The sequence below is a fragment of the Streptosporangium sp. NPDC050148 genome (assembly GCF_055586505.1).
In genome coordinates this window covers 27554-47595 of record NZ_JBVJIA010000010.1, presented here as the reverse complement: position 1 = coordinate 47595, position 20042 = coordinate 27554, and the positions used below count along the sequence as shown (strand labels likewise).

Here is a 20042-nt window from a genome sequence, read left to right as displayed (position 1 = left end):
TCGATGCGGCGTTCACCGGTGTCCGAGGACGTGCAGCTGGGTGGCGATGTCGCGGAGGACGGGGTGCGCCGCAGCCGCCTGTTCCAGCGCGACCAGGGCGCCTGCGGCTCCGGGCTCGCCGTCCAGCACCCTGCTGGGCACCAGGTCTGCGAAGATCCGCACGCCGTGCACCTCGCCGGGGGTGAAGCCGGTCGCGGCCAGCAGCAGCTCCAGGCTCTCGCGGGTGAAGCGGCGGGGGGTGGGGTCGCGGTCGCCCCAGCGGCCGTCGGGGTCGGTGAGGACCTCGCGGGCCTCGTCGAACCGGCCGGCGATGGAACGGTGCAGCGCGGCGGCCAGCGGGTTGGCGGCGAGCACGCTGATCACGCCTCCGGGACGCAGCAGCCCGGCCATGGCGGTCACCGCGCCTGCCGGGTCCTCCACGTACTCCAGCACGCTGTGGCAGAGCACGAGATCGGTGTCCCCGGGAGGGAGCAGCTCTCCCAGGTCGGCGGCGTCGCCCTGCAGGGCGCGCACCCGCACTCCCGTCTCGGCCGCCCTGCGCTCCAGCGCGGCGAGCGAGTCGGGGCTGGGGTCGACGACCGTCACGGAGTGGCCCAGATCGGCCAGGGGGACGGCGAAACCGCCCGTGCCGCCCCCGGCGTCGACGATGTCCAGCCGTTCACGGCCCGTGGCGACCGCCCGCTCGGCCAGCACGGCGCTCAGGGCCTCCCACACGACCGCGGTGCGGACCGCCGGGGTACCCGCCTGCCGCGAGATGCCTACGGCGTGCAACTTCAGATCGCCTCCTCGTACGGTGACGAGTCCAGCCTACGCCGCGTCCCGCGCGGTGCGGGCGGAGAGCCGGGGCGAACGGCTCCCCGCCGGGCACGGCTAGAGCGCCAGGGAGGGTTTGAGCTGCTTGAAGCGGGCCATCAGGCCGTTGACGAACTGCGGTGACTCGTCGGTCGACAGCTCCGACGCCAGGCTGACCCACTCGCTGATGACCACGCCCTCGGGGACGTCGGGCATCCACAGCAGCTCGTAGGTGCCGCCGCGCAGCAGGTTGCGGTCCACCGCGGGCATGCGGTCCAGCGTCCAGCCCTCGGCGTAGGCGGTGATCAGCTCGTCGATGCGCGACCGGTGACGGCAGACCCCCTCGACGATCGTGGTGGTGTACTCGTTGACGGGCGGATCGGCCCGCTCCAGGCGCTCGGCCAGGACGTTCCTGGGGTCCTCGCTCCGCGCCTCGGCCTCGAAGAGGATGTCCAGCGCGCGCCTGCGCGCCTTACCCCGTGCCGACATCAGGCGCGGCCGAGATAATCGCCGGTGCGGGTGTCGACCTTGACCTTCTCGCCGGTGGTGATGAACAGCGGCACCTTGATCTCGGCGCCGGTCTCCAGCGTCGCGGGCTTGGTGCCGCCGGTGGAGCGGTCGCCCTGCAGGCCCGGCTCGGTCTCGGAGACGATCAGCTCGACGGCCGCGGGCAGGTCGACGTAGAGGACGTTGCCCTCGTTGATCGCCACGGTGGCCAGCATGTTCTCCAGGAGGTAGTTGGCCGAGTCGCCGACCGCCACCCGGGAGACGTGGAGCATGTCGTAGGTCTCGGTGTCCATGAAGACGTAGTCGTCGCCGTCCATGTAGGAGAACTGCATCTCGCGCTTGTCGACGTTGGCCACCTCGACCTTCACGCCCGCGTTGAAGGTCTTGTCGACGACCTTGCCCGACATCACGTTCTTGAGCTTGGTGCGGACGAACGCGCCGCCCTTGCCGGGCTTGACGTGCTGGAACTCCACGACGGCCCAGAGCTCGCCGCCGTCGAGCTTGAGCACAAGGCCGTTCTTGAGGTCGTTCGTCGTCGCCACTGATCTCTCCTGCGTACGGCCGCTCTTAAAGGACGAGCAGCTCTTTGGTCGTCCGTGTGAGAAGCTCCGGCCCGCCGTCGCGCGCCACGAGAGTGTCCTCGATGCGCACGCCGCCCCTGCCGGGCAGGTACACCCCGGGCTCGACGGTGATCGGAACTCGATCCTCTAGTCTAGCGTGCCCGGCGTCCCGCTCCGGATGTCGCGGAGACAGGAACGGCACCTCGTGGATCTCCAGCCCGACGCCGTGCCCCAGGCCGTGCTCGAAGAACTCCGCGTACCCGGCCTCGGCGATCAGGTCGCGGGCGGCGGCGTCCACCTCGTGCAGCGCGGCACCGGTCCGCGCGGCCACCAGGCCCGCGCCCTGGGCGGCGTGGACCAGGTCGTACAGCTCGCGCTGCCAGGCCGCGGGCTCGCCGATCGCCACGGTCCTGGTCATGTCCGCGTGGTAGCCCCGGTGGCGGGCCCCGAAGTCCATGGTGACCAGGTCCCCGCGCCGCAGCGGCCGGTCCGAGGGCGAGTGGTGCGGGACCGCGCCGTTGGGGCCGCTCGCCACGATCGGGTCGAAGGCGGGCCCGTCCGCGCCGAGGTCGGCCATCCGCCGCTCCAGCGCCCTGGCGATCTCCTTCTCGGTCACCCCTGGGCGCAGGCCGGGCAGCACCTGCTCGAAGGCCCGGTCGGTGAGCTCGCACGCGGTGCGCAGCAGGCCGATCTCGTCCTCGTCCTTGACCATGCGCACCGACTCCACCGTCCCCGACAGGCGGAGCAGGTCGCCTCCCAGCCGGAAGTAGGCGGCGACGGGCAGGTGGTCGGCCTCGATGCCGGTCCGGCCGGTGCCGCCGGTGCCGCCTGTCCGGCCGGACCCGGCGAGCAGCGCGCCGGCGACGTCGCGTTCCTCGACCACCTCGATGTCGGCGCAGACGTCCCGGGCCGCGCCGATGTAGCGGGAGTCGGTGGCCAGCGTGGCGGTGGCGTCGGCCCGGACCAGGACGGCCGCGTTGGAGCTGGCCAGGCCGGTCAGGTAGCGCACGTTCACGGCGTGGGTGACCAGGATCGCGTCCGCCTCGTGAGCGGGGAGCAGGGCGGCGAGGTTCTCGCGGCGCCGGGCGTGAAGGGCGGTCATGCCAGGCATGCTATTGACCGCCATGCCCCGTGTCGCCACCGCGACCGTCCCCCGCCCGCCTCTCCTGCGCCACCGCGACCGTCCCCCGCCCGCCTCTCCTGCGCCAGCGCGGCCGTCCCCCGCCCGGCGCGGGGGCCGAGCGCGAGACCGGACGCGGGGGCGAGCACGGGCCTCGGCTCAGGGCCGGGCGCGGGGGGCCGGCCTCTCGCACGGGACCCGGCGCGAGGCCCGCCGGACGCCGTACGGCCGGGGTCAGGCGGCGAGCTCCCTGACCCGCTCGATCAGCCGGACGCGCTCCTCGTGGGTGCGCGCCAGCGGGCTGACGTTGACGGTCGTGACGCCCGACTCGCGCATGGCCTGCAGGCGCTCGCGGACGTGCCCCTCCGGGCCGATCAGGGACGTCCTGTGCAGCAGCTCGTCCGGGACGAGCGCGGCGGCCTCGTCCTTCCTGCCGTCGAGGTAGAGGTTCTGGATCTGCTCCGCCTCCTTCTCGTAGCCGTACCGGCGGGCGAGGTCGTTGTAGAAGTTCCTCCCCCTGGCGCCCATGCCGCCGATGTAGAGGGCGGCCATCGGGCGGCCCAGCTCCAGCCAGTCCGAGACGTCGTCGCCGATGGCCAGCGGCGCCTGGGCGATCACGTCCAGCTCGCCCAGTGCCGGGTCCCGCCTGGCCTTGCCCGCGGCCAGGGAGGCGCCCCAGACGTCGGCGGCCTTCTCCGGGACGTAGAAGATCGGCTCCCAGCCCTCGGCGAGCTCGGCGGACAGCTCGACGTTCTTGGGGCCGATGGCGGCGACGACGATCGGGATGCGGTCGCGGACCGGGTGGTTGATGAGCTTCAGCGGCTTGCCCAGGCCGGTCCCCTGGTCGGCCGGGAGCGGGATCGTGTAGTGCCTGCCGTCGTAGGTCACGCGCTCGCGCCGCCACACCTGGCGGCAGATCTCGATGACCTCGCGGGTACGGCCGAGCGGGGCGGTGTAGGGGACGCCGTGGAAGCCCTCGATGACCTGCGGTCCCGAGGCGCCGAGCCCCAGGGTGAAACGGCCGTCGGAGACGTAGTCCAGGCCGGCCGCGGTCATGGCCAGCAGGGCCGGGGTGCGGGAGTAGATCGGCAGGATGCCGGAGGCGATCTGCAGCCGCTCGGTCTTGGCGGCGATGTACCCCATCTGGCTGACCGCGTCGAAGCTGTAGGCCTCGGCGACGAAGACGATGTCGAGGCCCGCCCTCTCGTAGTCGGCCAGCGCGGCCACCGTCTCCTTGAACCCTCCGGAGTAGTTCAGGGCCATACCGATGCGCATGGTGGGATCGTCCTTCCGCAGCACGACAAAACCGAATGTTGTTCCGTTGTCTCGGCAACAAAGGCTATCGACTCACCGCCCGCACACCAAGCCCCGCGCCACCGCCTCCGGGCCGGTAGCCTACGCATTCCGGGGTAGGGCGACCCCGGCGGAACCCGGCGGGAACGGACGAGGAGCGGTGTGCTGAGGCAATCGATCGTCGTGGCGGCGGGGGCGCTGGCGCTGACCCTCGGGGGGCATCGCCTCCTGCCCGAGCTGGGCGGGTTCACCCCCGTGCTGGAGAGCCTGCTGCCCTGGCTCGGCCTGGCCGTGCCGGTCCTGCTGGTCTGCGCGCTGGCCACCCGGTCCTGGCAGGTGATCTGCGCGGCGCTGCTCCCGGCGACCGTGTGGGGGGTCATGTTCGGCCCGGCGTTCCTGCGCACCCCGCCCGGAGGCCCCAGCGACCTGTCGGTCGCCACCATCAACGTGGGCGCGACCAACGGTGACTCGGCCGACGCCGTACGGGCGGTCTCCAGGGGGCGTGACCTGGTCGCGGCGCAGGAGCTGACCGCGGGCGGCCCGGCGGCCGAGGAGCTCAACGCCCGCTTCCCGCACCGCTACCGGATCGCCACGGTCGGCCTGTGGAGCCGCTTCCCGATCGCCGAGGCGCGCAAGGCCGACATCGGCCTGGACTGGGCCCGCGCGCTGCGCGCGGTGGTCGTCACCCCCAAGGGCAGGGTCACCGTCTACGTCATGCACCTCGCCTCGGCCCGGCCCGGCCGGACGAGCCAGCGCGACGAGACCCTGGCCTACGCGCGCCGGATGATCGACAAGGACGACAGCGCGCGCCTGCTGCTGCTCGGCGACCTCAACACCGCCACCACCGACCGCAAGCGGACCGGCCTGGTGCCGCCGCTCTCGGACGCCCAGCAGGAGGCCGGCAGGGGGTTCGGGTTCACCTGGCCGGCCGCCTTCCCGGTCACCCGGCCCGACCACATCCTCTACCGGGGGATGACCGCGACCAGCGCGGGCGTCGAACCCGCCGCGGGCAGCGACCACCGGGCCGCCGTCGCCTCCCTGCGGCTGGGCACCTGACCGCCTGTCAGGTCGCGGGGCCGGAGCGGGCCCGCAGGGCGGCCAGGTCCGCGGGGGTGTCGATGTCGGCGGGGTCGGCGACGTCGTCACAGGGCACCGCGACGACCAGCCCGGCACGGGCCCGCAGGAACGGGCGGGCACCGGCGTCGCCGGTCGCGAGCCGGGCGACCTCCGCGAAGTGCTCCCTGGCGATCAGCACCGGGTTGCGCCGCTCCCCCGCGTAGGTGGCCACGGCGACCGAGGCGCCCCGCCCGGCGGCCCGGATGAGCCGCCGCACCGCCCGCGGCCCGACGAACGGCTGGTCCACCAGGGCGATCACCACGTGCGCGGCCGTGCCGGGGACCGCCTCCAGGCCGGTGCGCAGCGAGGAGCCCATCCCGGAGGCCCACTCCGGATTGTGGACGGTGACCGCACCCGGCACCCGCGTACCGGCGGCCCCGAGCACCACGATCACGGACCGGCAGCCGCCCTCGCGCAGCACCCTGACCCCCCGGTCCACCAGCCGCTCCCCGCGGAACTCCACCAGCGCCTTGGGGGTGCCGAGCCGCGAGCCCGACCCGGCGGCCAGCAGCAGGCCCACGCTCACCCGTTCCCCGGCGTCCTCGGAGCTCCCGGCCTCCCGGGCGTCCTCGGCCGACCCGGCCGACCCGGTCGTGCCGGTCGTGCCGGTCACGTCGGCCGGTCGCGTGCCCGCCGGCCCCCCGCGCTCCCGCGCCGCGTTCACGTCCCCGGCCCGTCCCGGTGGATCCGGCCGGAACCGTCGGTGAGCGGGCGGCCCGAACCTCCCCAGCGCAGCTGGATCAGCTCGGCGGCGATGGAGATCGCGGTCTCCTCGGGCGTACGCGCGCCCAGGTCCAGGCCGATCGGCGAGCGGAGCCTGGCGAGCTCGGCCTCCCCCAGGCCCGCCCGCGCGAGCCGGGCCAGCCGGTCCTCGTGCGTGCGGCGCGAGCCCATCGCCCCGACGTACCCGGCCGGGGTGCGCAGGGCCACCTCCAGCAGCGGGACGTCGAACTTCGGATCGTGGGTGAGCACGCAGATCGCGGTCCGCTCGTCCACCGCGGCCGAGACGAGGTAGTCGTGCGGCCACTTGACGACCACCTCGTCGGCCTCGGGGAAGCGCTTGGCCGTGGTGAAGACCGGTCGGGCGTCGCAGACGACCACGTGGTACCCGAGGAACTTGCCGACCCGGGCGACCGCGGCGGCGAAGTCGATCGCGCCGAAGATCAGCATCCGGGGCGGCGGCGCGAAGGACTGGACGAAGACCGCCAGCTCGTCGAGGCGCCGCTGCCCCTGGGCGCCGTACCTGCGCACGCCCGTCAGCCCCTGGGCCAGCATGCCCCGCGCGTCGTCGTCCACCGCGGCGTCCAGCCGGGCCACGCCCAGCGACCCGCCCGAGCGGTCCGGCCAGATCACCCGGCGGGCGCCCACCGTGCCCGGCCCGGACAGGACGGTCGCGACCGCCACCGGTTCGTGCCCGAGCACCGACGCGGCGACCGACCCCAGCTCGGGGAAGGTGTGTCTGGAGACCGGCTCGACGAACACGTCCAGGATGCCGCCGCAGGTCAGCCCGACGGAGAAGGCGTCGTCGTCGCTCACCCCGTACCGCTGCAGCACGGGGGTGCCCGAGGAGACCACCTCCCGGGCCAGCTCGTAGACGGCGCCCTCGACGCAGCCGCCCGAGACGCTGCCCTCGGCCTCCTCGCCGAGCACCGCCATGGACGCCCCAGGCGGGCGGGGCGCGCTGCGGAAGGTGTCCACCACGGTGGCCAGGCCGAACGTCTCCCCGGCCTCCCACCAGCTCAGGACCTGCGACAACACATCACGCACGGGTGCCTCCCAGCAGCGCCGCCAGTTCTTCGAAGGCGGCCAGGCTGTGCCCGGCCACGAAGTCGTCGATGTACGGCAGGGCGGCCCGCATCCCGGCCGTGAGCGGCTCGTAGCCGTCCCGGCCCTTGTGCGGGTTCACCCAGACCACCCGGTGCGCCGTACGGGACAGCCGGGCCATCTGCGCCCCCAGCAGCTCCGCGCCGCCGCGCTCCCAGCCGTCGGAGGCGATCACCACCGTCGCCCCGGCGGCGTCGCTCCGCGTCAGGAACCGGCGCAGCTCCTCGCCCAGCCGGGTGCCGCCGCTCCAGTCGGGGACGGCGCGGGAGACGGCGTTCATCGCGGCCGCCGGGTCGCGGTGGCGCAGCTCGGCGGTGAGCCGGGTCAGCCGGGTGCCCACGCTGAACACCTCGGTGGCCCGGGGCTCGGACCTGACCAGCGCGTGGGCCAGGCGGAGCAGCGTGTCCGCGTACGGGGTCATGGAGCCGCTGACGTCGACCAGCAGCACGACGCGGCGGGGCCTGGTCCGGTGCTCGCGGTGGCGGAGCCCGGCGGTCTCGCCGCCCCGGCGCAGGCTCTCGCGGACCGTGGCCCGGCCGTCCAGCCGTCCCCGGCGCGAGGGCCTGAACCGGCGCGACCGGCGCCGTTCCCTCCCCGCCCGCATCAGGGCGAGCAGCCGGTGCACCTCGGCCAGCTCCGCTCCCGTCATCGCGGCCACGTCCCGGGTGCGCAGCACCTCCGTCGCGCTGGCGGTCGCCGCCAGGGCGGGGGGCTCGGCGCCGCCGTCGGGCTCGGGGACGGCCCCGGGATGGGCCGCGGTGTGCCGGGTGACGGTGATCGTCGCGGGTCTCGCCCGGGACGCGCTCCGCCCGCCGAAGTAGGCCGCGAAGACCCGGTCGTAGCGGGGAAGGTCGTCGGCCGAGGCACAGAGGGTGAGGCGCCCGGCCCAGTACACGTCGCCGGGACGCGAGGCGTCCAGGTGCGACAGGGCGCGGAGCAGGCCCTGGGTGCGCTCGTGGTCGGCCGGCACCCCGGCGGCCCGCAGGGTCCTGGCGAAACCGGTCATCACCCGCACCAGGTCCGGCCCGGCCCCCTCAGCCGCGGGACGCACCGAGGAGTCCGTTCCCGAGCACCGTCTCGTGGTCCTCCCGGTGCTTGAGCAGGGCGCCCAGGGTGGCGGCGGCCAGGCCGGGGTCGAACTCGCGCGCGCCGAGGGCCATCAGGGCCTCGGTCCAGTCGAGGGTCTCGGCGATCCCCGGCGGTTTGATCAGGTCGGCCTTCCGGAGCCGCCCGGTCGCCGTGGCCACCTGCTCGGCCAGGGTCAGCGAGCACTCCGGGAGCCGCCTGCGCAGGATCGCCACCTCCCGTTCGAACGAGGGGTGCTCCAGCCAGTGGTAGAGGCAGCGCCGCTTGAGCGCGTCGTGCACCTCGCGGGTGCGGTTGGAGGTCAGCACGACCACCGGGGGGACGTCGGCGCGGATCGTGCCGAGCTCCGGGACGGAGATCGCGAAGTCCGAGAGCACCTCGAGCAGGATCGCCTCGAACTCCACGTCGGCCCGGTCCACCTCGTCGATGAGCAGCACCGCGGGGTGCGTCTCGATCGCCTTCAGCAGCGGCCTGGCGATCAGGAAGCGCCGGTCGTACACCTCCCCCTCCAGCCGGGCGGCGTCGGTCACCCCGCCCGCCTCGGCGGCCTTGAGGTGCAGGAGCTGGCGGGCGAAGTCCCAGTCGTAGAGCGCCTGGGAGGCGTCGAGCCCCTCGTAGCACTGCAGGCGGATCAGCGGGGCCCCGAGCACCGCCGCCAGGGTCCTGGCCAGCTCGGTCTTGCCGACGCCCGCCTCGCCCTCCAGCAGCAGCGGGCGGCCCATCCTGAGCGCCAGGAAGGCCGCCGTGACGAGCCCCTCGCCCGCCAGGTAGGCCTGCCCGGCGAGCAGCTCCGCAAGCTGCTCGGGCGATTCCACGTCGGATGCCTCGATTGTCCGCCTCACCACCACCTCAGGCTACGCCGGTCACACGTCCCGGCGTGCCCCGCCGGCGAACGGGCCGGACGGGATCGCGGGACGGCGGCGCCGGTCGCGACCGGATGATCGTGGGAACGGATGACAGCGGACGTACTGCCGGTCCCCTCGAAGAAGTATTGTCGCCCTCTGTGAAGAACCTGCTCGACCAGATCAACACCCCGTCCAGGGTCGTCGTGCTGGCGTTCCTGACCGCGGTCCTCAGCGGGACGGGGCTGCTCCTGCTGCCGGTCTCGGTCGAGGACGGGGTGTCGGCCTCGTGGACGTCCGCGCTGTTCACCGCCACCTCGGCGGTGTGCGTGACCGGGCTCGCCGTGCACGACACCGCGGCGCACTGGTCGGTCTTCGGTGAGGTCGTGCTGATGGTGCTGATGCAGATCGGCGGCTTCGGGATCATGACGCTCTCCTCGATCCTCGCATTGATCGTCTCCGGCAAGCTCGGCCTTCGGGCGCGTCTCAACACCCAGGCCGAGACCAAGACCCTGGGGCCCGGCGACGTGCGCCAGGTGATCGTGGGGGTCGCCAAGGTCACTCTGGTCGCCGAGGTGCTGACCGCCACCGTGCTCGCCGTCCGATTCGTGGTCGGGTACGGGGAGCCGGTCGGCCGCGCCGTGTACTACGGGGTCTTCCACGCGGTCTCGTCGTTCACCAACGGCGGGTTCGCGCTCTGGCCGGACAGCATGATGAGGTTCGTCCGTGATCCGTGGATCTGCATCCCGCTCATGCTGGCGGTGGTCGCCGGCGGTCTCGGCTTCCCCGTGTACGCCGTGCTGCGCGAGCACTGGCGCCGCCCGTCGCGCTGGAGCCTGCACGCCAAGATCACGCTGGGGACGACCGCCGTCCTGTTCTTCGGCGGCGCGCTGGCCATCACCGCCACCGAGTGGAACAACCCCCAGACGATGGGCGGACTCTCCCCGGGCCTGCGGATCATGGCCGGGTTCTTCCACAGCGCGATGACCCGCAGCGGCGGGCTGAACTCGGTGGACACCTCGCAGATGAACGAGAACTCCTGGCTGATCAGCGACGTGCTGATGTTCATCGGGGCGGGCAGCGCGAGCACCGGGGGCGGCATCAAGGTGACCACGTTCGCGCTCCTGGGGTTCGTGATCCTCGCCGAGCTGCGCGGCGAGCCGGACGTCACGGCGGGCCGCCGCCGCATCCCCGAGCAGCTCCAGCGCCAGGCGCTGACGATCGCCCTGCTGAGCGTGGCGTCGGTCACCGTCGGCACGCTCGTCATGATGGCGGTCACCCCGTTCAACCTCGACCGCGTACTGTTCGAGGTGGTCTCCGCCTTCGGCACGGTCGGGTTGTCGACGGGGATCACCGCCGACGTGGGCGCCGAGGGACATCTGGTCCTGACCACCCTGATGTTCGTGGGACGGCTCGGGCCGGTGACGATGGGCGCCGCGCTGGCACTGCACGTGCAGACCCGTCGGTTCCGATACCCGGAGGAGGGTCCCCTCGTTGGTTGACAAGAGAAACCGCCACGAAGCGGTCGCGGTGATCGGCCTGGGCCGGTTCGGCGGCGCCCTGGCGATGGAGCTGGTGGGACGGGACGTCGAGGTGCTGGGCGTGGACAACGACCCCAAGAACGTGCAGCACTTCTCCGGCCGCCTCACCCACGTGGTGAGCGCCGACTCCACCGATCCCGACGCACTGGCCCAGCTCGGCATCGGCGAGTTCGGCAGGGCCGTGGTCGGCATCGGCACCGACATCGAGGCGAGCATCCTGACCACCTCGATCCTGGCCGACCTGGAGGTGACCTCCATCTGGGCCAAGTCGATCAGCCTGCAGCACAGCCGCATCCTGCGGCGGGTCGGCGCGCACCACGTGGTGCAGCCCGAGCACGACATGGGCGAGCGGGTCGCGCACCTCGTCACCGGGCGGATGCTCGACTACGTGGAGGTCGACGAGGGGTACGCCATGATCAAGACCATGGCGCCGCGCTGGGCGGACGGCAAGACCCTGGGCTCGCTGGGGATCCGCAGCGAGTACGGGGTCACCGTGGTCGGGATCAAGAAACCCGGCACCGGGTTCACCTACGCCGCCTCCGACACCCTGATCCAGAACGGCGACACCCTGCTCGTGGCCGGTGAGACCACCAGCGCCGAGCGGTTCGCCGAGGAGACCTGAGCCACCGTCCCCGGACCGGCGGGGACCGTCCCGGTCCGGCGGGGCCCGGACGGCTCAGCGGGCCTCCGGGGCCTCCCCGTGCCGCCTGATGAGGGCGGACAGCTCGCGGACCTGGCGGACGGTGCGCTCCTTCTCCGACCCCTGCATGCCCATGGCCCCCACGGTGACGCCGTCGGTGAAGTCGATCTTCGCCCACGGCTCGCTCTCGGTCAGGCTGACCCCCAGCACCTGCGACCACTCGTAGCGGCGCACCCGCAGCGGGTTGACGACGGTGATCCCCCGCTCGTCGGCCTCCACGCGGCACCGTCCCAGCAGGTGGAGGACCCCGGCGATCACGAGGCCGAGCACGACCATCGCGATCCTGTCGGCCAGGGTGAACGGATCGGGCAGGAAGACCGCCATCAGCACCGCGCCGACGACGATCACGCTCGCGAAGCCGTAGGCCGCGATCCGCCCGGTCCTCGGCCGCCACACGACGGGCAGCGGGGGCGGGGAGACGCTCTCCGGGCTCACTGTCAGATCACGATCCTTCGGAAGAACCGGCGCCCTCGGGAAGACCGGCGCCCTCGGGAAGACCGGCGGCCGGAACGGCCACGACGACCACGACGACCACGACGACCGGTCGCGGCGCCGACGGCCGGTCGCGGCGCCGATGGAAACCTATCGCACGGTCGTGCCCGTCCCGTCGCACGGCACGGCGGGAGCGGCGCCGCACGGCACGCGGGAGCACCCGGCCACCGGTGACCGGCCGGTCACGCGCCCCTCCCCCGGCCTCCCCGGCTCCCCACCGGCTCCCCACCGGTCCGCCCCGGCCACCTCGGCCACCTCGGCCACCTCGGCCACCTCGACGCCCGCCCCGGCCTCTTGCCACCGGCCCGGTCGGCGTGACCGGGCCGGTGGCGCGGATCTCCGGCCGTCGCGTCAGAAGCCCGCCGTGACGGTCTTCTGCGAGCGCAGCTCCCTCAGCAGCAGCGCCGTCTCCAGCGCCGCGACGGTGGCCTCGTACCCCTTGTCCTCGTGGCTGCCGGGCACGCCCGACCGGTCGACGGCCTGCTCCAGCGAGTCGCAGGTCAGCACGCCGTTGCCGATCGGCACCTCCTCGTCCAGGGAGATCCGGGTCAGGCCCGAGGTGACGGAGTCGCAGACGTACTCGAAATGGGCGGTCTCACCGCGGATCACCGCGCCCAGGGCGACGACCGCGTCGCACCGCCGGGCCAGCGCCTGGGCCACCACCGGGATCTCCAGCGATCCGGCCACCCGGACCACCGTCACCTCCGCGCCGCTGTCCCGTCCGGCCTGCACGGCCCGCGCCACGAGCTGATCGGTGATCTGCCCGTGCCAGCGGGCGGCGACCAGGCCGAGGGTCAGCCCGCCGGCCTCGACGGCCGACGCCGCCGGTCGTCCGGTACCGCTCATGTGTCCTCCCGGGGAATGTCGTGGCCGAGGCGGTCGCGCTTGGCCGACAGGTACTTCTCGTTGTACGGGTTCATCGCCACCGGCATGGGCTCGCGGCCGAGCACCTTGACGCCGTAGCCGTCCATGCCGCGCAGCTTGGCCGGGTTGTTGGTCAGCAGCCGGGCCGACTTCACGCCCAGGTCTGCGAGGATCTGCCCGGCGTTGGAGAACTCCCGCGCGTCCACCGGCAGCCCGAGCTCCAGGTTGGCGTCGACGGTGTCGCTCCCGCCGTCCTGGAGGCTGTAGGCCCGGAGCTTGGCCAGCAGCCCGATCCCGCGTCCCTCGTGGCCGCGCAGGTAGACGATCACGCCCCGTCCCTCCGCGGCGATCCGCGACATCGCGTGCTCCAGCTGGACCCCGCAGTCGCAGCGCAGCGAGCCGAGCACGTCCCCGGTCAGGCACTCGGAGTGCGCCCGGACCATGACGTTCTCGCCGTCGTCGAGGTCGCCGAAGACCAGGGCCAGGTGCTCGCCGCCGTCCAGGGAGCTGGCGAAGCCGTACGCCCGCCAGACGCCGAACCTGTTGGGCAGCCTCGTCTCGGCGACCCGGGTCACCATCCGCTCGGTCCGCCGCCTGAACTCCACGAGCTGCTCGATCGAGACCAGCGCCAGGTCGTGCTCGTCGCAGAAGACGCGCAGCTCCGGCAGGCGCATCATGGTCCCGTCGTCGTTGACGACCTCGGCGAGCACGCCCGCCTCGCTCAGCCCGGCGAGCCTGGCCAGGTCCACGGCCGCCTCGGTGTGACCGCGCCTGGCCAGCACGCCGCCCGCGCGGTAGCGGAGCGGGAAGACGTGCCCCGGCCGTACCAGGTGGGCCGGTTCGGTCTCCGGGTCGCTCAGGGCACGGATCGTCCGGGCCCGGTCCGCGGCGGAGATGCCGGTGCTCACCCCGTCACGTGCGTCCACGCTGATCGTGTACGCGGTGCGCAGGCGTTCCCGGTTGTCGCGCACCATCAGCGGCAGGCCGAGCCGGTCGAGGTCCTCGCCGAGCATCGGCACGCAGATCACGCCGCTGGTGTGACGGATGGTGAAGGCCAGCAGTTCCGGCGTGGCCGCGGACGCGGCGAAGATGATGTCGCCCTCGTTCTCGCGGTTCTCGTCGTCGACGACCACGACGGCCCTGCCCTCGCGGATGTCGGTGATCGCGCGCTCGATGGGGTCCAGCCTGGTCACACGGCCTCCTCGGGGACGAGCACGGTCCGGGACCGGTACTCCTTGAGCCAGTTGACGAATCCGATCAGCACGAGCACGAAGAACAACCCGTAGACGGCCCCCGAGACGACGAGCCCGGAGCTGAAGGCCAGCGGCACGCCCACCAGGTCCACGGCGACCCAGATGATCCAGAAGTCCACCAGGGCGCGGCCCTGGGCCCAGGTGGCGACGGCGCTGCCGACGAAGATGTAGGCGTCCGCGGTGACCAGGAAGTAGCCCTTGGGCAGGGGGGCGTGCGCGCCCCAGGACAGGCCGGTGAAGAAGAAGAACACGGCGACCACGGCGGTGCCCGCGATCATCACCCCGGCCAGGACGAGCCGCTCGCGCCCGGTGGCGGGGCGCACCGGCAGCTCCCGGCCGTCCTGGGTGCCGCGCGACCAGCGCCACCAGCCGTACACGGCCAGCGCGCCGAACATGATCTGCTTGAGGGCGTTGCCGGTGAGGCCCGCGCTGACGGAGGCGGCCAGCAGCAGCACCGACCCGGTGAGCTGGACCGGCCAGGTCCACAGCGACTTGCGCATCGCCAGCAGCACCGTGGCCAGCGCGGCCACGTTCCCCACCAGGTCGGTCCAGAGCACCTTGGTCCCCAGGACCATGAATCCCGCCTGGGCCCAGTTCACGACACGCCTCCCCGCACGGTCGCGCCGTTGCCGCCGCTCCGTCCGCCCGCCCCGGGCGAGGGAGCCGCGGGTGAGAGGGCTGCGGGTGAGGGGGCCGCGGTGTAGGCGCCGACCAGCTTCTCCACGTGCTTGGCGATCACGTCCACCTCGAGGTTCACCGGGTCGCCGAGGCCCTTGGCGCCGAGGGTGGTCAGGCGCAGGGTGGTGGGGATCAGGCTGACGGCGAAGCCGTCGCGGTCGACGTCCATCACGGTCAGGCTGACGCCGTCGACGGCGATCGAGCCCTTCTCGACCACGTAGCGGTCCAGCCCTGGCGGCAGGGAGATCCGGACGACCTCCCAGTGCTCGGCGGGCTCGCGCGCGAGCAGCGTCCCCGTACCGTCCACGTGACCCTGCACGATGTGGCCGCCCAGCCGCTGGTCGGCGCGGACCGCGCGCTCCAGGTTGACCGGGGACCCGGTCTCCAGCGCGCCCAGGCAGCTGCGGTCCAGGGTCTCCTTCATCACGTCGGCGGTGAACACCTCGCCGCGCACGTCCACCACGGTCAGGCAGACGCCGTTGACCGCGATCGAGTCACCGTGCCCGGCGTCGGCGGTGACCGTTCCGCCGCGGATCGACAGCCGGGCCGCGTCGGTCAGCGGCTCGATCCCGGCGATCTCGCCGAGCTCTTCGACGATTCCGGTGAACATTCACGACTCCTTCGGGGGACCGGCGGGATACAGGAGGGCGTCCGGGGGCGCGAGGCGGCCCGGCAGGAGAGGCCGGGGGGTGAGGGGGACCCGGCACCGCGCGGGGCGGGCGGCGGGGGACGACGGGCGGGCCGGCCGCGCCACGAGGGCGGCGGAGACGGGCCGGGACCGCGCCGTCAGGTCGCCCGGACGGGCCGGACACGGCCGGGCGAGCCGGGACGAGGGCCGCGGCCGGGGGCCGGGACAGGCGTACGAACACGGGACGCCGGGGCCTGTGCGGCCGGGCGGACGGTGGTGGGGGGCGGCGGTGCCGTGTCCGTGAGGGACGTGCCCGGCCGCCCGGCGCCTCAGCGCCGGATCAGTCACCCGAGGTCTCCTACTCGCCAGTAGCTTTCTGCCACGGCGGCCCCGGGGATCGACGGGTGCGTACACCCGATAAGCGGAGGGTGCCCGAAGGCACACTCCGCTCGCGCGCTTCCTCCCATCCGGACTTTAACCGTCGGTCCTGGAGTTCCACCAGGTCAACCGGTCGATGGCCTCGACCGGGTCGCGGACTGTAACCGCCGGCTCGGAATTTCACCGACCCCGGAGCACGCTGCTCGCACTGTCACGGAAGGCGGACCGCGCAGCGGCCCGGCCTTTCCGTACACCAGTGTGCCATGTACGGCAAACCACGCCACACGAGAGTCCAGGATTCGGAACAGGAGAGCACGCCAGAGGACGTCAGGCCGCGCGTTCGGAGACCGCCCTGCGGGCCCTGCGCGCGTCCGGGGAGTAGCGCACCGGGGCGGGCACCAGGCCGATCCCGGTGTGCAGCGCCCGCAGCGAGGCCGTCGCCCACAGGTCGCCCAGCGGGCTGCCGGGGAGCCCGTACAGCCTGCGGGCCCAGCGCGGCAGGGTGGCGAAGGCGAGCAGGGTGATCAGCGGGAACATCGGCTTGAGCGCGGTCAGCCTGGCCGGGAGCGGGGCGTTGAGCGACTGCCGCAGCGGGTGGGGCACCTCGGGCGCGAAGTACAGCCCCGGCCGGCAGGCCCGGATGTAGTCGTCCATCTCGCCGACCGAGCCGGGCACGTCCTCGGGCCGCAGGCCGACGACCTCGGCGGCGCGGCGCCACTCGGCCACGAACCGGTCGGCCTCCTCGTCGCTCAGCCGCACCCCGGCCCTGCGGGCCACCGAGAGGTAGGAGTCGACCTCCCCGACGTGCACCCACAGCAGCGCGGCCGGGTCGTCGAGACGGAACCGCTCGCCGGTGTCGAGATCGAGGGCGGTGAGGCCGGCGTGAATCTTTCTGACCCTGGCCCCTGCGCGGGCGACCTCCTCGGTCGTACCGTAGGTGCGTACCCGTACGAACTCGGTCGTGCGCAGGAAGCGGGACCACGCCTCCGCGGGGTCCATCAGCGCGGAGTTCTGCGCGACCCCGCGCATGGCACGAGGATGCAGCCCCTGCATCAGCAACGCCCGGAAACCCCCGACGAGCAGGATCGGCTCCCCCATCACCTTCCAGGTCACCGACTCCGGACCGAACAGTCCGTGATCCATGCGCCACCTCCCTCGTAAGCGGGTAGTTACCCTACCCGGAGGGCCGGACACCTTTGTCCCAGGTCCGTGACACGAGCGGGACGGGATCGGGACCCGCGTGTCACCACCACGTCATGGGCGTGTCACAGATCCGTGAAAAGCAGTCTTTGGATGCCTTAATTGTGGCATCTCACCCCCTGGGTGCGTCAACGGAATTGAAGCTACAAACAGGTGGAAATTACACAACAATAAAATGAGTAACGGGTAGACCATTGATTTGACCTCGACTGTTTTGCGATGGTTCCAAGGATCCCGCTCAGCCATGCTCGTTGGGGGCACCCGCACGATGACCATCCCTGCACCAGCCGCGACCACGATCGGGGAGCCCTCCGCGGTGAGGACACCGGAGACGGTGGGCCGCTCCCCCGGCCAGCTGATGTGGCTGCGCTTCCGCCGCGACCGCACCGGGCTCGTCTCGGCCGGCGTGGTGATCTTCTTCTTCCTCGTGGCGATCCTCGCGCCGGTCATCTCCTGGCTCTACGGCAAGGACCCCTACGTCCTGTACGGCCAGGACACCCCCGGCCTGCTGAACGACTTCGGCTACCCGATCCGGCCCAACGGCGGCATCAGCTCCGAGTTCTGGTTCGGCATCGAGCCGAACCTGGGCCGGGACGTGTTCATGCAGCTCGTCTACGGCATCAGGACCTCGCTGTCGATCGCGGTGGCCGCGACGATCATCACGACCTGCATCGGCATCGTGATGGGCATCGTCGCCGGGTACGCCGGAGGCAGGACCGACTACCTGATCGGCCGGCTGATCGACATCCTGCTGTCGTTCCCCTCGGTGCTGTTCATCATCGCGTTCATGCCGGTGGTGGAGAACCTCTTCGTCGCCTCCGACGAGGAGACGCCGGTCTGGCTCCGCGCGGTCACGCTCGTGATCGTGCTCACCGTCTTCGGCTGGGCCGGGCTGGCGCGGCTGCTGCGCGGCCAGGTGCTCTCGCTGCGCGAGCGGGAGTTCGTCGAGGCCGCCCGGGTCACCGGCGCCTCCCCGTTCCGGATCATCTTCAAGGAGCTGCTGCCGAACCTGTGGACGCCCATCCTGATCCAGTCGACGCTGCTGCTGCCGGCGCTGGTGACGGCCGAGGCCGCGCTCTCCTTCCTGGGCGTCGGCATGATCGAGCCCATCCCCGACTGGGGCCGGATGTTCCTGCGCGGCACCGAGGTCTACCGGAACGACATCACCTACCTCATCTTCCCGGGCGCAGCTCTGCTGATCTTCGTGATCGCGTTCAACCTTCTGGGTGACTCGATCCGCGACGCCTTCGACCCCAAGCTCAAGCGTTAGATCCGAATAGGAGAAAGATGACAGTCCGTACGCGGTCAGCGATGGCCGTACTCGCCATAAGCGCGCTCGCATTCACCAGCGCGTGCGCGGAGGGCAACCAGGGAGCCCCCGCCGCCCCCAGCGGCTCCTCCGGCGCGGCCGCCCCCTCGGCCGAGCCGTTCAAGGCGCCGACGATCACGGTCGGCACGGCGGACGACTCCAAGGGTCCCGCCATCGAGCCGGAGGGCGTCGTCAAGGGCGGCACCGTCACGATGATGGACCGTGACGACTTCTCCCACATGGACCCGGCCCAGCTCTACGTCAACACCGAGACCAACTTCTCCCTCCTGATCAACCGCGGCCTGACCGGCTACAAGCGGGTCGCCAAGGGCGAGTACAAGCTGGTCGGCGACCTGGCCACCGACGCGGGCACCCCCTCCGACGGCGGCAAGACCTGGACCTTCACCCTCAAGGACGGCGTGAAGTGGCAGGACGGCACGCCGATCACGTCCGAGGACGTCAAGTGGAGCATGGAGCGGACGTTCGCCTCGTTCGTCACCCAGGGCCCCACCTACATCCAGCAGTGGCTGACCGAGACCGACCACAAGAAGGCCTACCAGGGCCCCTATGACGGCAAGCGCCTCGACAACATCGAGACGCCGGACGACAAGACGATCGTCTACAAGTTCAAGACGCCGCACGCCGACGCCAACTACGCCTTCGCGATGGGCGGCTACGGCATCGTGCCCAAGGCCAAGGACACCAAGGAGAAGTACGACAAGGAGCCCTTCTCCAGCGGCCCGTACATCATCAAGAGCCACGTGGTCGACAAGACCATCGACCTTGAGCGCAACCCCAACTGGGACCCGGCGACCGACCCGATCCGCGGCGCCTACCCCGACAAGTGGCACCTGGAGTTCGGCCAGGAGGCCCTGCAGATCACCGACCGCCTGATGGCGGACGCGGGCGCCGACCAGACCGCCTTCACCTTCTACGCGACCGTTCCCCCGGAGCGGCTGCAGCAGGTGCTCGGCGACCCGTCCCTGGCCGGCCGTCTGCTCAAGAGCCCCTCGCCGTACGGCAACTACTACTACTTCAACCTCGACCGCATGAAGGACATCAAGGTCCGTCAGGCGATCAACCACGCGTGGCCGTCCAAGCAGATCCAGCAGGTCATGGGTGGCCCGCAGGCCGCCGCGCTGCCGACCACGATCCTCAACGAGAACACCACGGTCGGCTACGAGCCCTACGACCTGTTCGGCAAGACCACCAAGCCCGAGGGTGACGTGGAGAAGGCCAAGCAGCTGCTGGCCGAGTCGGGCAACCCGACGCCGACCGTCGTCTACGCCTACAACCAGACCCCGGTCCAGGAGCAGGTCACCGTGGTGATCAAGAACGCCCTGGAGAAGGCCGGCATCAAGGTCGTCGCCAAGCCGCTGGACCGCAAGACGTACTACGACTCGATCGGCAAGATCGAGAACGAGTTCGACATCTACTGGGGCGGCTGGGGTGCCGACTGGCCGTCCGGCTCGACCGTGATGCCCGTCATCTTCGGCCCGGTGGCCGACGGAGCGCCGAACTACTCGCACCTGAAGGACGAGGCGCTGACCAAGGAGATGGAGGAGATCATGGCGATGACCGACATCGACGCCCAGAACAAGGCGTGGATGGCGCTCGACAGGAAGATCCAGGAGACCATCACCCCGCTGGTCGTCGCCGAGAACAGGATCGCCAACACCCTGCACGGCTCCAAGGTGGGCGGCGTGGAGATCGACCCGCAGCAGTGGGTCGTCCCGCCGAACCAGATCTTCGTGAAGCCGTGACGCTCGCGAAGCCGTAGGAGACACCGACGGCCGCGGCCCCGCGGGAGGGGAGACCGACCCTCCCGCGGGGCCGCGGCCAGGGGCCGCACGGCCCCC

General features: G+C 72.1%; 20 protein-coding genes and 1 riboswitch. Of the genes, 5 read left to right on the top strand and 15 right to left on the bottom strand.

Annotation, left to right across the window (positions count from 1 at the left end; genetic code table 11):
- Positions 1 to 12 precede the first annotated feature (12 nt).
- From ACZ6RT_RS13585 to ACZ6RT_RS13565, 5 genes are all read right to left on the bottom strand, one after another.
- Entirely contained in the window at positions 13 to 771 is a 759-nt protein-coding gene (locus ACZ6RT_RS13585) for a class I SAM-dependent methyltransferase (RefSeq protein WP_470153655.1), read from the bottom strand.
- 99 nt (positions 772 to 870) lie between these two features.
- Positions 871 to 1281 (bottom strand): transcription antitermination factor NusB, encoded by a 411-nt coding sequence (gene nusB, locus ACZ6RT_RS13580; protein WP_344896740.1) that lies wholly within the window; start codon positions 1279 to 1281, stop codon positions 871 to 873.
- The gene (gene efp, locus ACZ6RT_RS13575; RefSeq protein ID WP_344896737.1) at positions 1281 to 1841 is read right to left on the bottom strand and encodes an elongation factor P; all 561 of its coding nucleotides are present in this window, start codon (positions 1839 to 1841) and stop codon (positions 1281 to 1283) included. Before efp ends, nusB begins: the two co-directional genes overlap by 1 nt.
- Before the next feature lie 25 nt (positions 1842 to 1866).
- A complete protein-coding gene (locus ACZ6RT_RS13570) occupies positions 1867 to 2961 on the bottom strand; it encodes a M24 family metallopeptidase (protein ID WP_399192194.1) in 1095 nt (364 codons plus the stop codon).
- A 252-nt stretch (positions 2962 to 3213) separates the two neighbouring features.
- Positions 3214 to 4254, bottom strand: a complete 1041-nt coding sequence (locus ACZ6RT_RS13565) for an LLM class F420-dependent oxidoreductase (protein ID WP_399192196.1) — start codon at positions 4252 to 4254, stop codon at positions 3214 to 3216.
- 180 nt (positions 4255 to 4434) lie between these two features.
- Here ACZ6RT_RS13565 and ACZ6RT_RS13560 point away from each other — a divergent pair, with 180 nt between their 5' ends.
- Positions 4435 to 5328, top strand: a complete 894-nt coding sequence (locus ACZ6RT_RS13560) for an endonuclease/exonuclease/phosphatase family protein (protein ID WP_399192197.1) — start codon at positions 4435 to 4437, stop codon at positions 5326 to 5328.
- 7 nt (positions 5329 to 5335) lie between these two features.
- Here the strand turns inward: ACZ6RT_RS13560 and ACZ6RT_RS13555 are convergent, their stop codons facing one another.
- The 4 genes from ACZ6RT_RS13555 to ACZ6RT_RS13540 all read right to left on the bottom strand — a co-directional run bounded on the left by ACZ6RT_RS13555 (position 5336) and on the right by ACZ6RT_RS13540 (position 9143).
- Complete coding sequence (locus tag ACZ6RT_RS13555) at positions 5336 to 5914, bottom strand: nucleotidyltransferase family protein (protein WP_470153815.1); 579 nt, start codon at positions 5912 to 5914, stop codon at positions 5336 to 5338.
- A 134-nt stretch (positions 5915 to 6048) separates the two neighbouring features.
- On the bottom strand, positions 6049 to 7155 hold the full coding sequence (locus tag ACZ6RT_RS13550) for an XdhC family protein (RefSeq protein WP_399192200.1): 1107 nt from the start codon (positions 7153 to 7155) through the stop codon (positions 6049 to 6051).
- Positions 7148 to 8263, bottom strand: a complete 1116-nt coding sequence (locus tag ACZ6RT_RS13545) for a vWA domain-containing protein (protein WP_470153651.1) — start codon at positions 8261 to 8263, stop codon at positions 7148 to 7150. Before ACZ6RT_RS13545 ends, ACZ6RT_RS13550 begins: the two co-directional genes overlap by 8 nt.
- Entirely contained in the window at positions 8247 to 9143 is an 897-nt protein-coding gene (locus ACZ6RT_RS13540) for an AAA family ATPase (protein ID WP_399192204.1), read from the bottom strand. Before ACZ6RT_RS13540 ends, ACZ6RT_RS13545 begins: the two co-directional genes overlap by 17 nt.
- 158 nt (positions 9144 to 9301) lie before the next feature.
- On the opposite strand from ACZ6RT_RS13540, the gene ACZ6RT_RS13535 reads away from it, so the two are divergent.
- Both ACZ6RT_RS13535 and ACZ6RT_RS13530 read left to right on the top strand, forming a co-directional pair.
- On the top strand, positions 9302 to 10642 hold the full coding sequence (locus tag ACZ6RT_RS13535) for a TrkH family potassium uptake protein (RefSeq protein WP_470153648.1): 1341 nt from the start codon (positions 9302 to 9304) through the stop codon (positions 10640 to 10642).
- Positions 10635 to 11303, top strand: a complete 669-nt coding sequence (locus tag ACZ6RT_RS13530) for a potassium channel family protein (RefSeq protein ID WP_399192208.1) — start codon at positions 10635 to 10637, stop codon at positions 11301 to 11303. The genes ACZ6RT_RS13535 and ACZ6RT_RS13530 overlap by 8 nt, the downstream gene beginning before the upstream one ends.
- 54 nt (positions 11304 to 11357) lie before the next feature.
- Here the strand turns inward: ACZ6RT_RS13530 and ACZ6RT_RS13525 are convergent, their stop codons facing one another.
- The 6 genes from ACZ6RT_RS13525 to ACZ6RT_RS13500 all read right to left on the bottom strand — a co-directional run bounded on the left by ACZ6RT_RS13525 (position 11358) and on the right by ACZ6RT_RS13500 (position 16817).
- Entirely contained in the window at positions 11358 to 11816 is a 459-nt protein-coding gene (locus ACZ6RT_RS13525; RefSeq protein ID WP_399192210.1) for a PH domain-containing protein, read from the bottom strand.
- Between the two features lie 408 nt (positions 11817 to 12224).
- Positions 12225 to 12719, bottom strand: a complete 495-nt coding sequence (ribH, locus tag ACZ6RT_RS13520; RefSeq protein WP_470153645.1) for a 6,7-dimethyl-8-ribityllumazine synthase — start codon at positions 12717 to 12719, stop codon at positions 12225 to 12227.
- Positions 12716 to 13930, bottom strand: a complete 1215-nt coding sequence (locus ACZ6RT_RS13515) for a bifunctional 3,4-dihydroxy-2-butanone-4-phosphate synthase/GTP cyclohydrolase II (protein ID WP_399192216.1) — start codon at positions 13928 to 13930, stop codon at positions 12716 to 12718. The genes ribH and ACZ6RT_RS13515 overlap by 4 nt, the downstream gene beginning before the upstream one ends.
- Positions 13927 to 14589 carry a nicotinamide mononucleotide transporter family protein gene (locus ACZ6RT_RS13510; protein WP_470153642.1) on the bottom strand — a complete coding sequence of 221 codons (663 nt, stop codon included), beginning with the start codon at positions 14587 to 14589 and terminating at the stop codon, positions 13927 to 13929. Before ACZ6RT_RS13510 ends, ACZ6RT_RS13515 begins: the two co-directional genes overlap by 4 nt.
- On the bottom strand, positions 14586 to 15278 hold the full coding sequence (locus ACZ6RT_RS13505) for a riboflavin synthase (RefSeq protein ID WP_470153640.1): 693 nt from the start codon (positions 15276 to 15278) through the stop codon (positions 14586 to 14588). The genes ACZ6RT_RS13510 and ACZ6RT_RS13505 overlap by 4 nt, the downstream gene beginning before the upstream one ends.
- A gap of 467 nt (positions 15279 to 15745) precedes the next feature.
- Positions 15746 to 15876, bottom strand: a riboswitch (FMN riboswitch).
- A 125-nt stretch (positions 15877 to 16001) separates the two neighbouring features.
- The gene (locus ACZ6RT_RS13500) at positions 16002 to 16817 is read right to left on the bottom strand and encodes an oxygenase MpaB family protein (protein WP_399192219.1); all 816 of its coding nucleotides are present in this window, start codon (positions 16815 to 16817) and stop codon (positions 16002 to 16004) included.
- Between the two features lie 373 nt (positions 16818 to 17190).
- Here ACZ6RT_RS13500 and ACZ6RT_RS13495 point away from each other — a divergent pair, with 373 nt between their 5' ends.
- Positions 17191 to 18144 (top strand): ABC transporter permease, encoded by a 954-nt coding sequence (locus ACZ6RT_RS13495; RefSeq protein ID WP_470153639.1) that lies wholly within the window; start codon positions 17191 to 17193, stop codon positions 18142 to 18144.
- Positions 18145 to 18161: 17 nt separating this feature from the next.
- A complete protein-coding gene (locus ACZ6RT_RS13490) occupies positions 18162 to 19946 on the top strand; it encodes an ABC transporter substrate-binding protein (protein WP_470153637.1) in 1785 nt (594 codons plus the stop codon).
- Positions 19947 to 20042 lie beyond the last annotated feature (96 nt).

Excerpts from the sequence above, each read along its gene's own strand:
- nusB (WP_344896740.1), bottom strand. The coding sequence starts at position 1,281 with ATGTCGGCACGGGGTAAGGCGCGCAGGCGCGCGCTGGACATCCTCTTC.
- ACZ6RT_RS13570 (WP_399192194.1), bottom strand. The coding sequence starts at position 2,961 with ATGACCGCCCTTCACGCCCGGCGCCGCGAGAACCTCGCCGCCCTGCTC.
- ACZ6RT_RS13565 (WP_399192196.1), bottom strand. The coding sequence starts at position 4,254 with ATGCGCATCGGTATGGCCCTGAACTACTCCGGAGGGTTCAAGGAGACG.
- ribH (WP_470153645.1), bottom strand. The coding sequence starts at position 12,719 with ATGAGCGGTACCGGACGACCGGCGGCGTCGGCCGTCGAGGCCGGCGGG.
- ACZ6RT_RS13505 (WP_470153640.1), bottom strand. The coding sequence starts at position 15,278 with ATGTTCACCGGAATCGTCGAAGAGCTCGGCGAGATCGCCGGGATCGAG.
- ACZ6RT_RS13500 (WP_399192219.1), bottom strand. The coding sequence starts at position 16,817 with ATGGATCACGGACTGTTCGGTCCGGAGTCGGTGACCTGGAAGGTGATG.
- ACZ6RT_RS13490 (WP_470153637.1), top strand. The coding sequence starts at position 18,162 with ATGACAGTCCGTACGCGGTCAGCGATGGCCGTACTCGCCATAAGCGCG.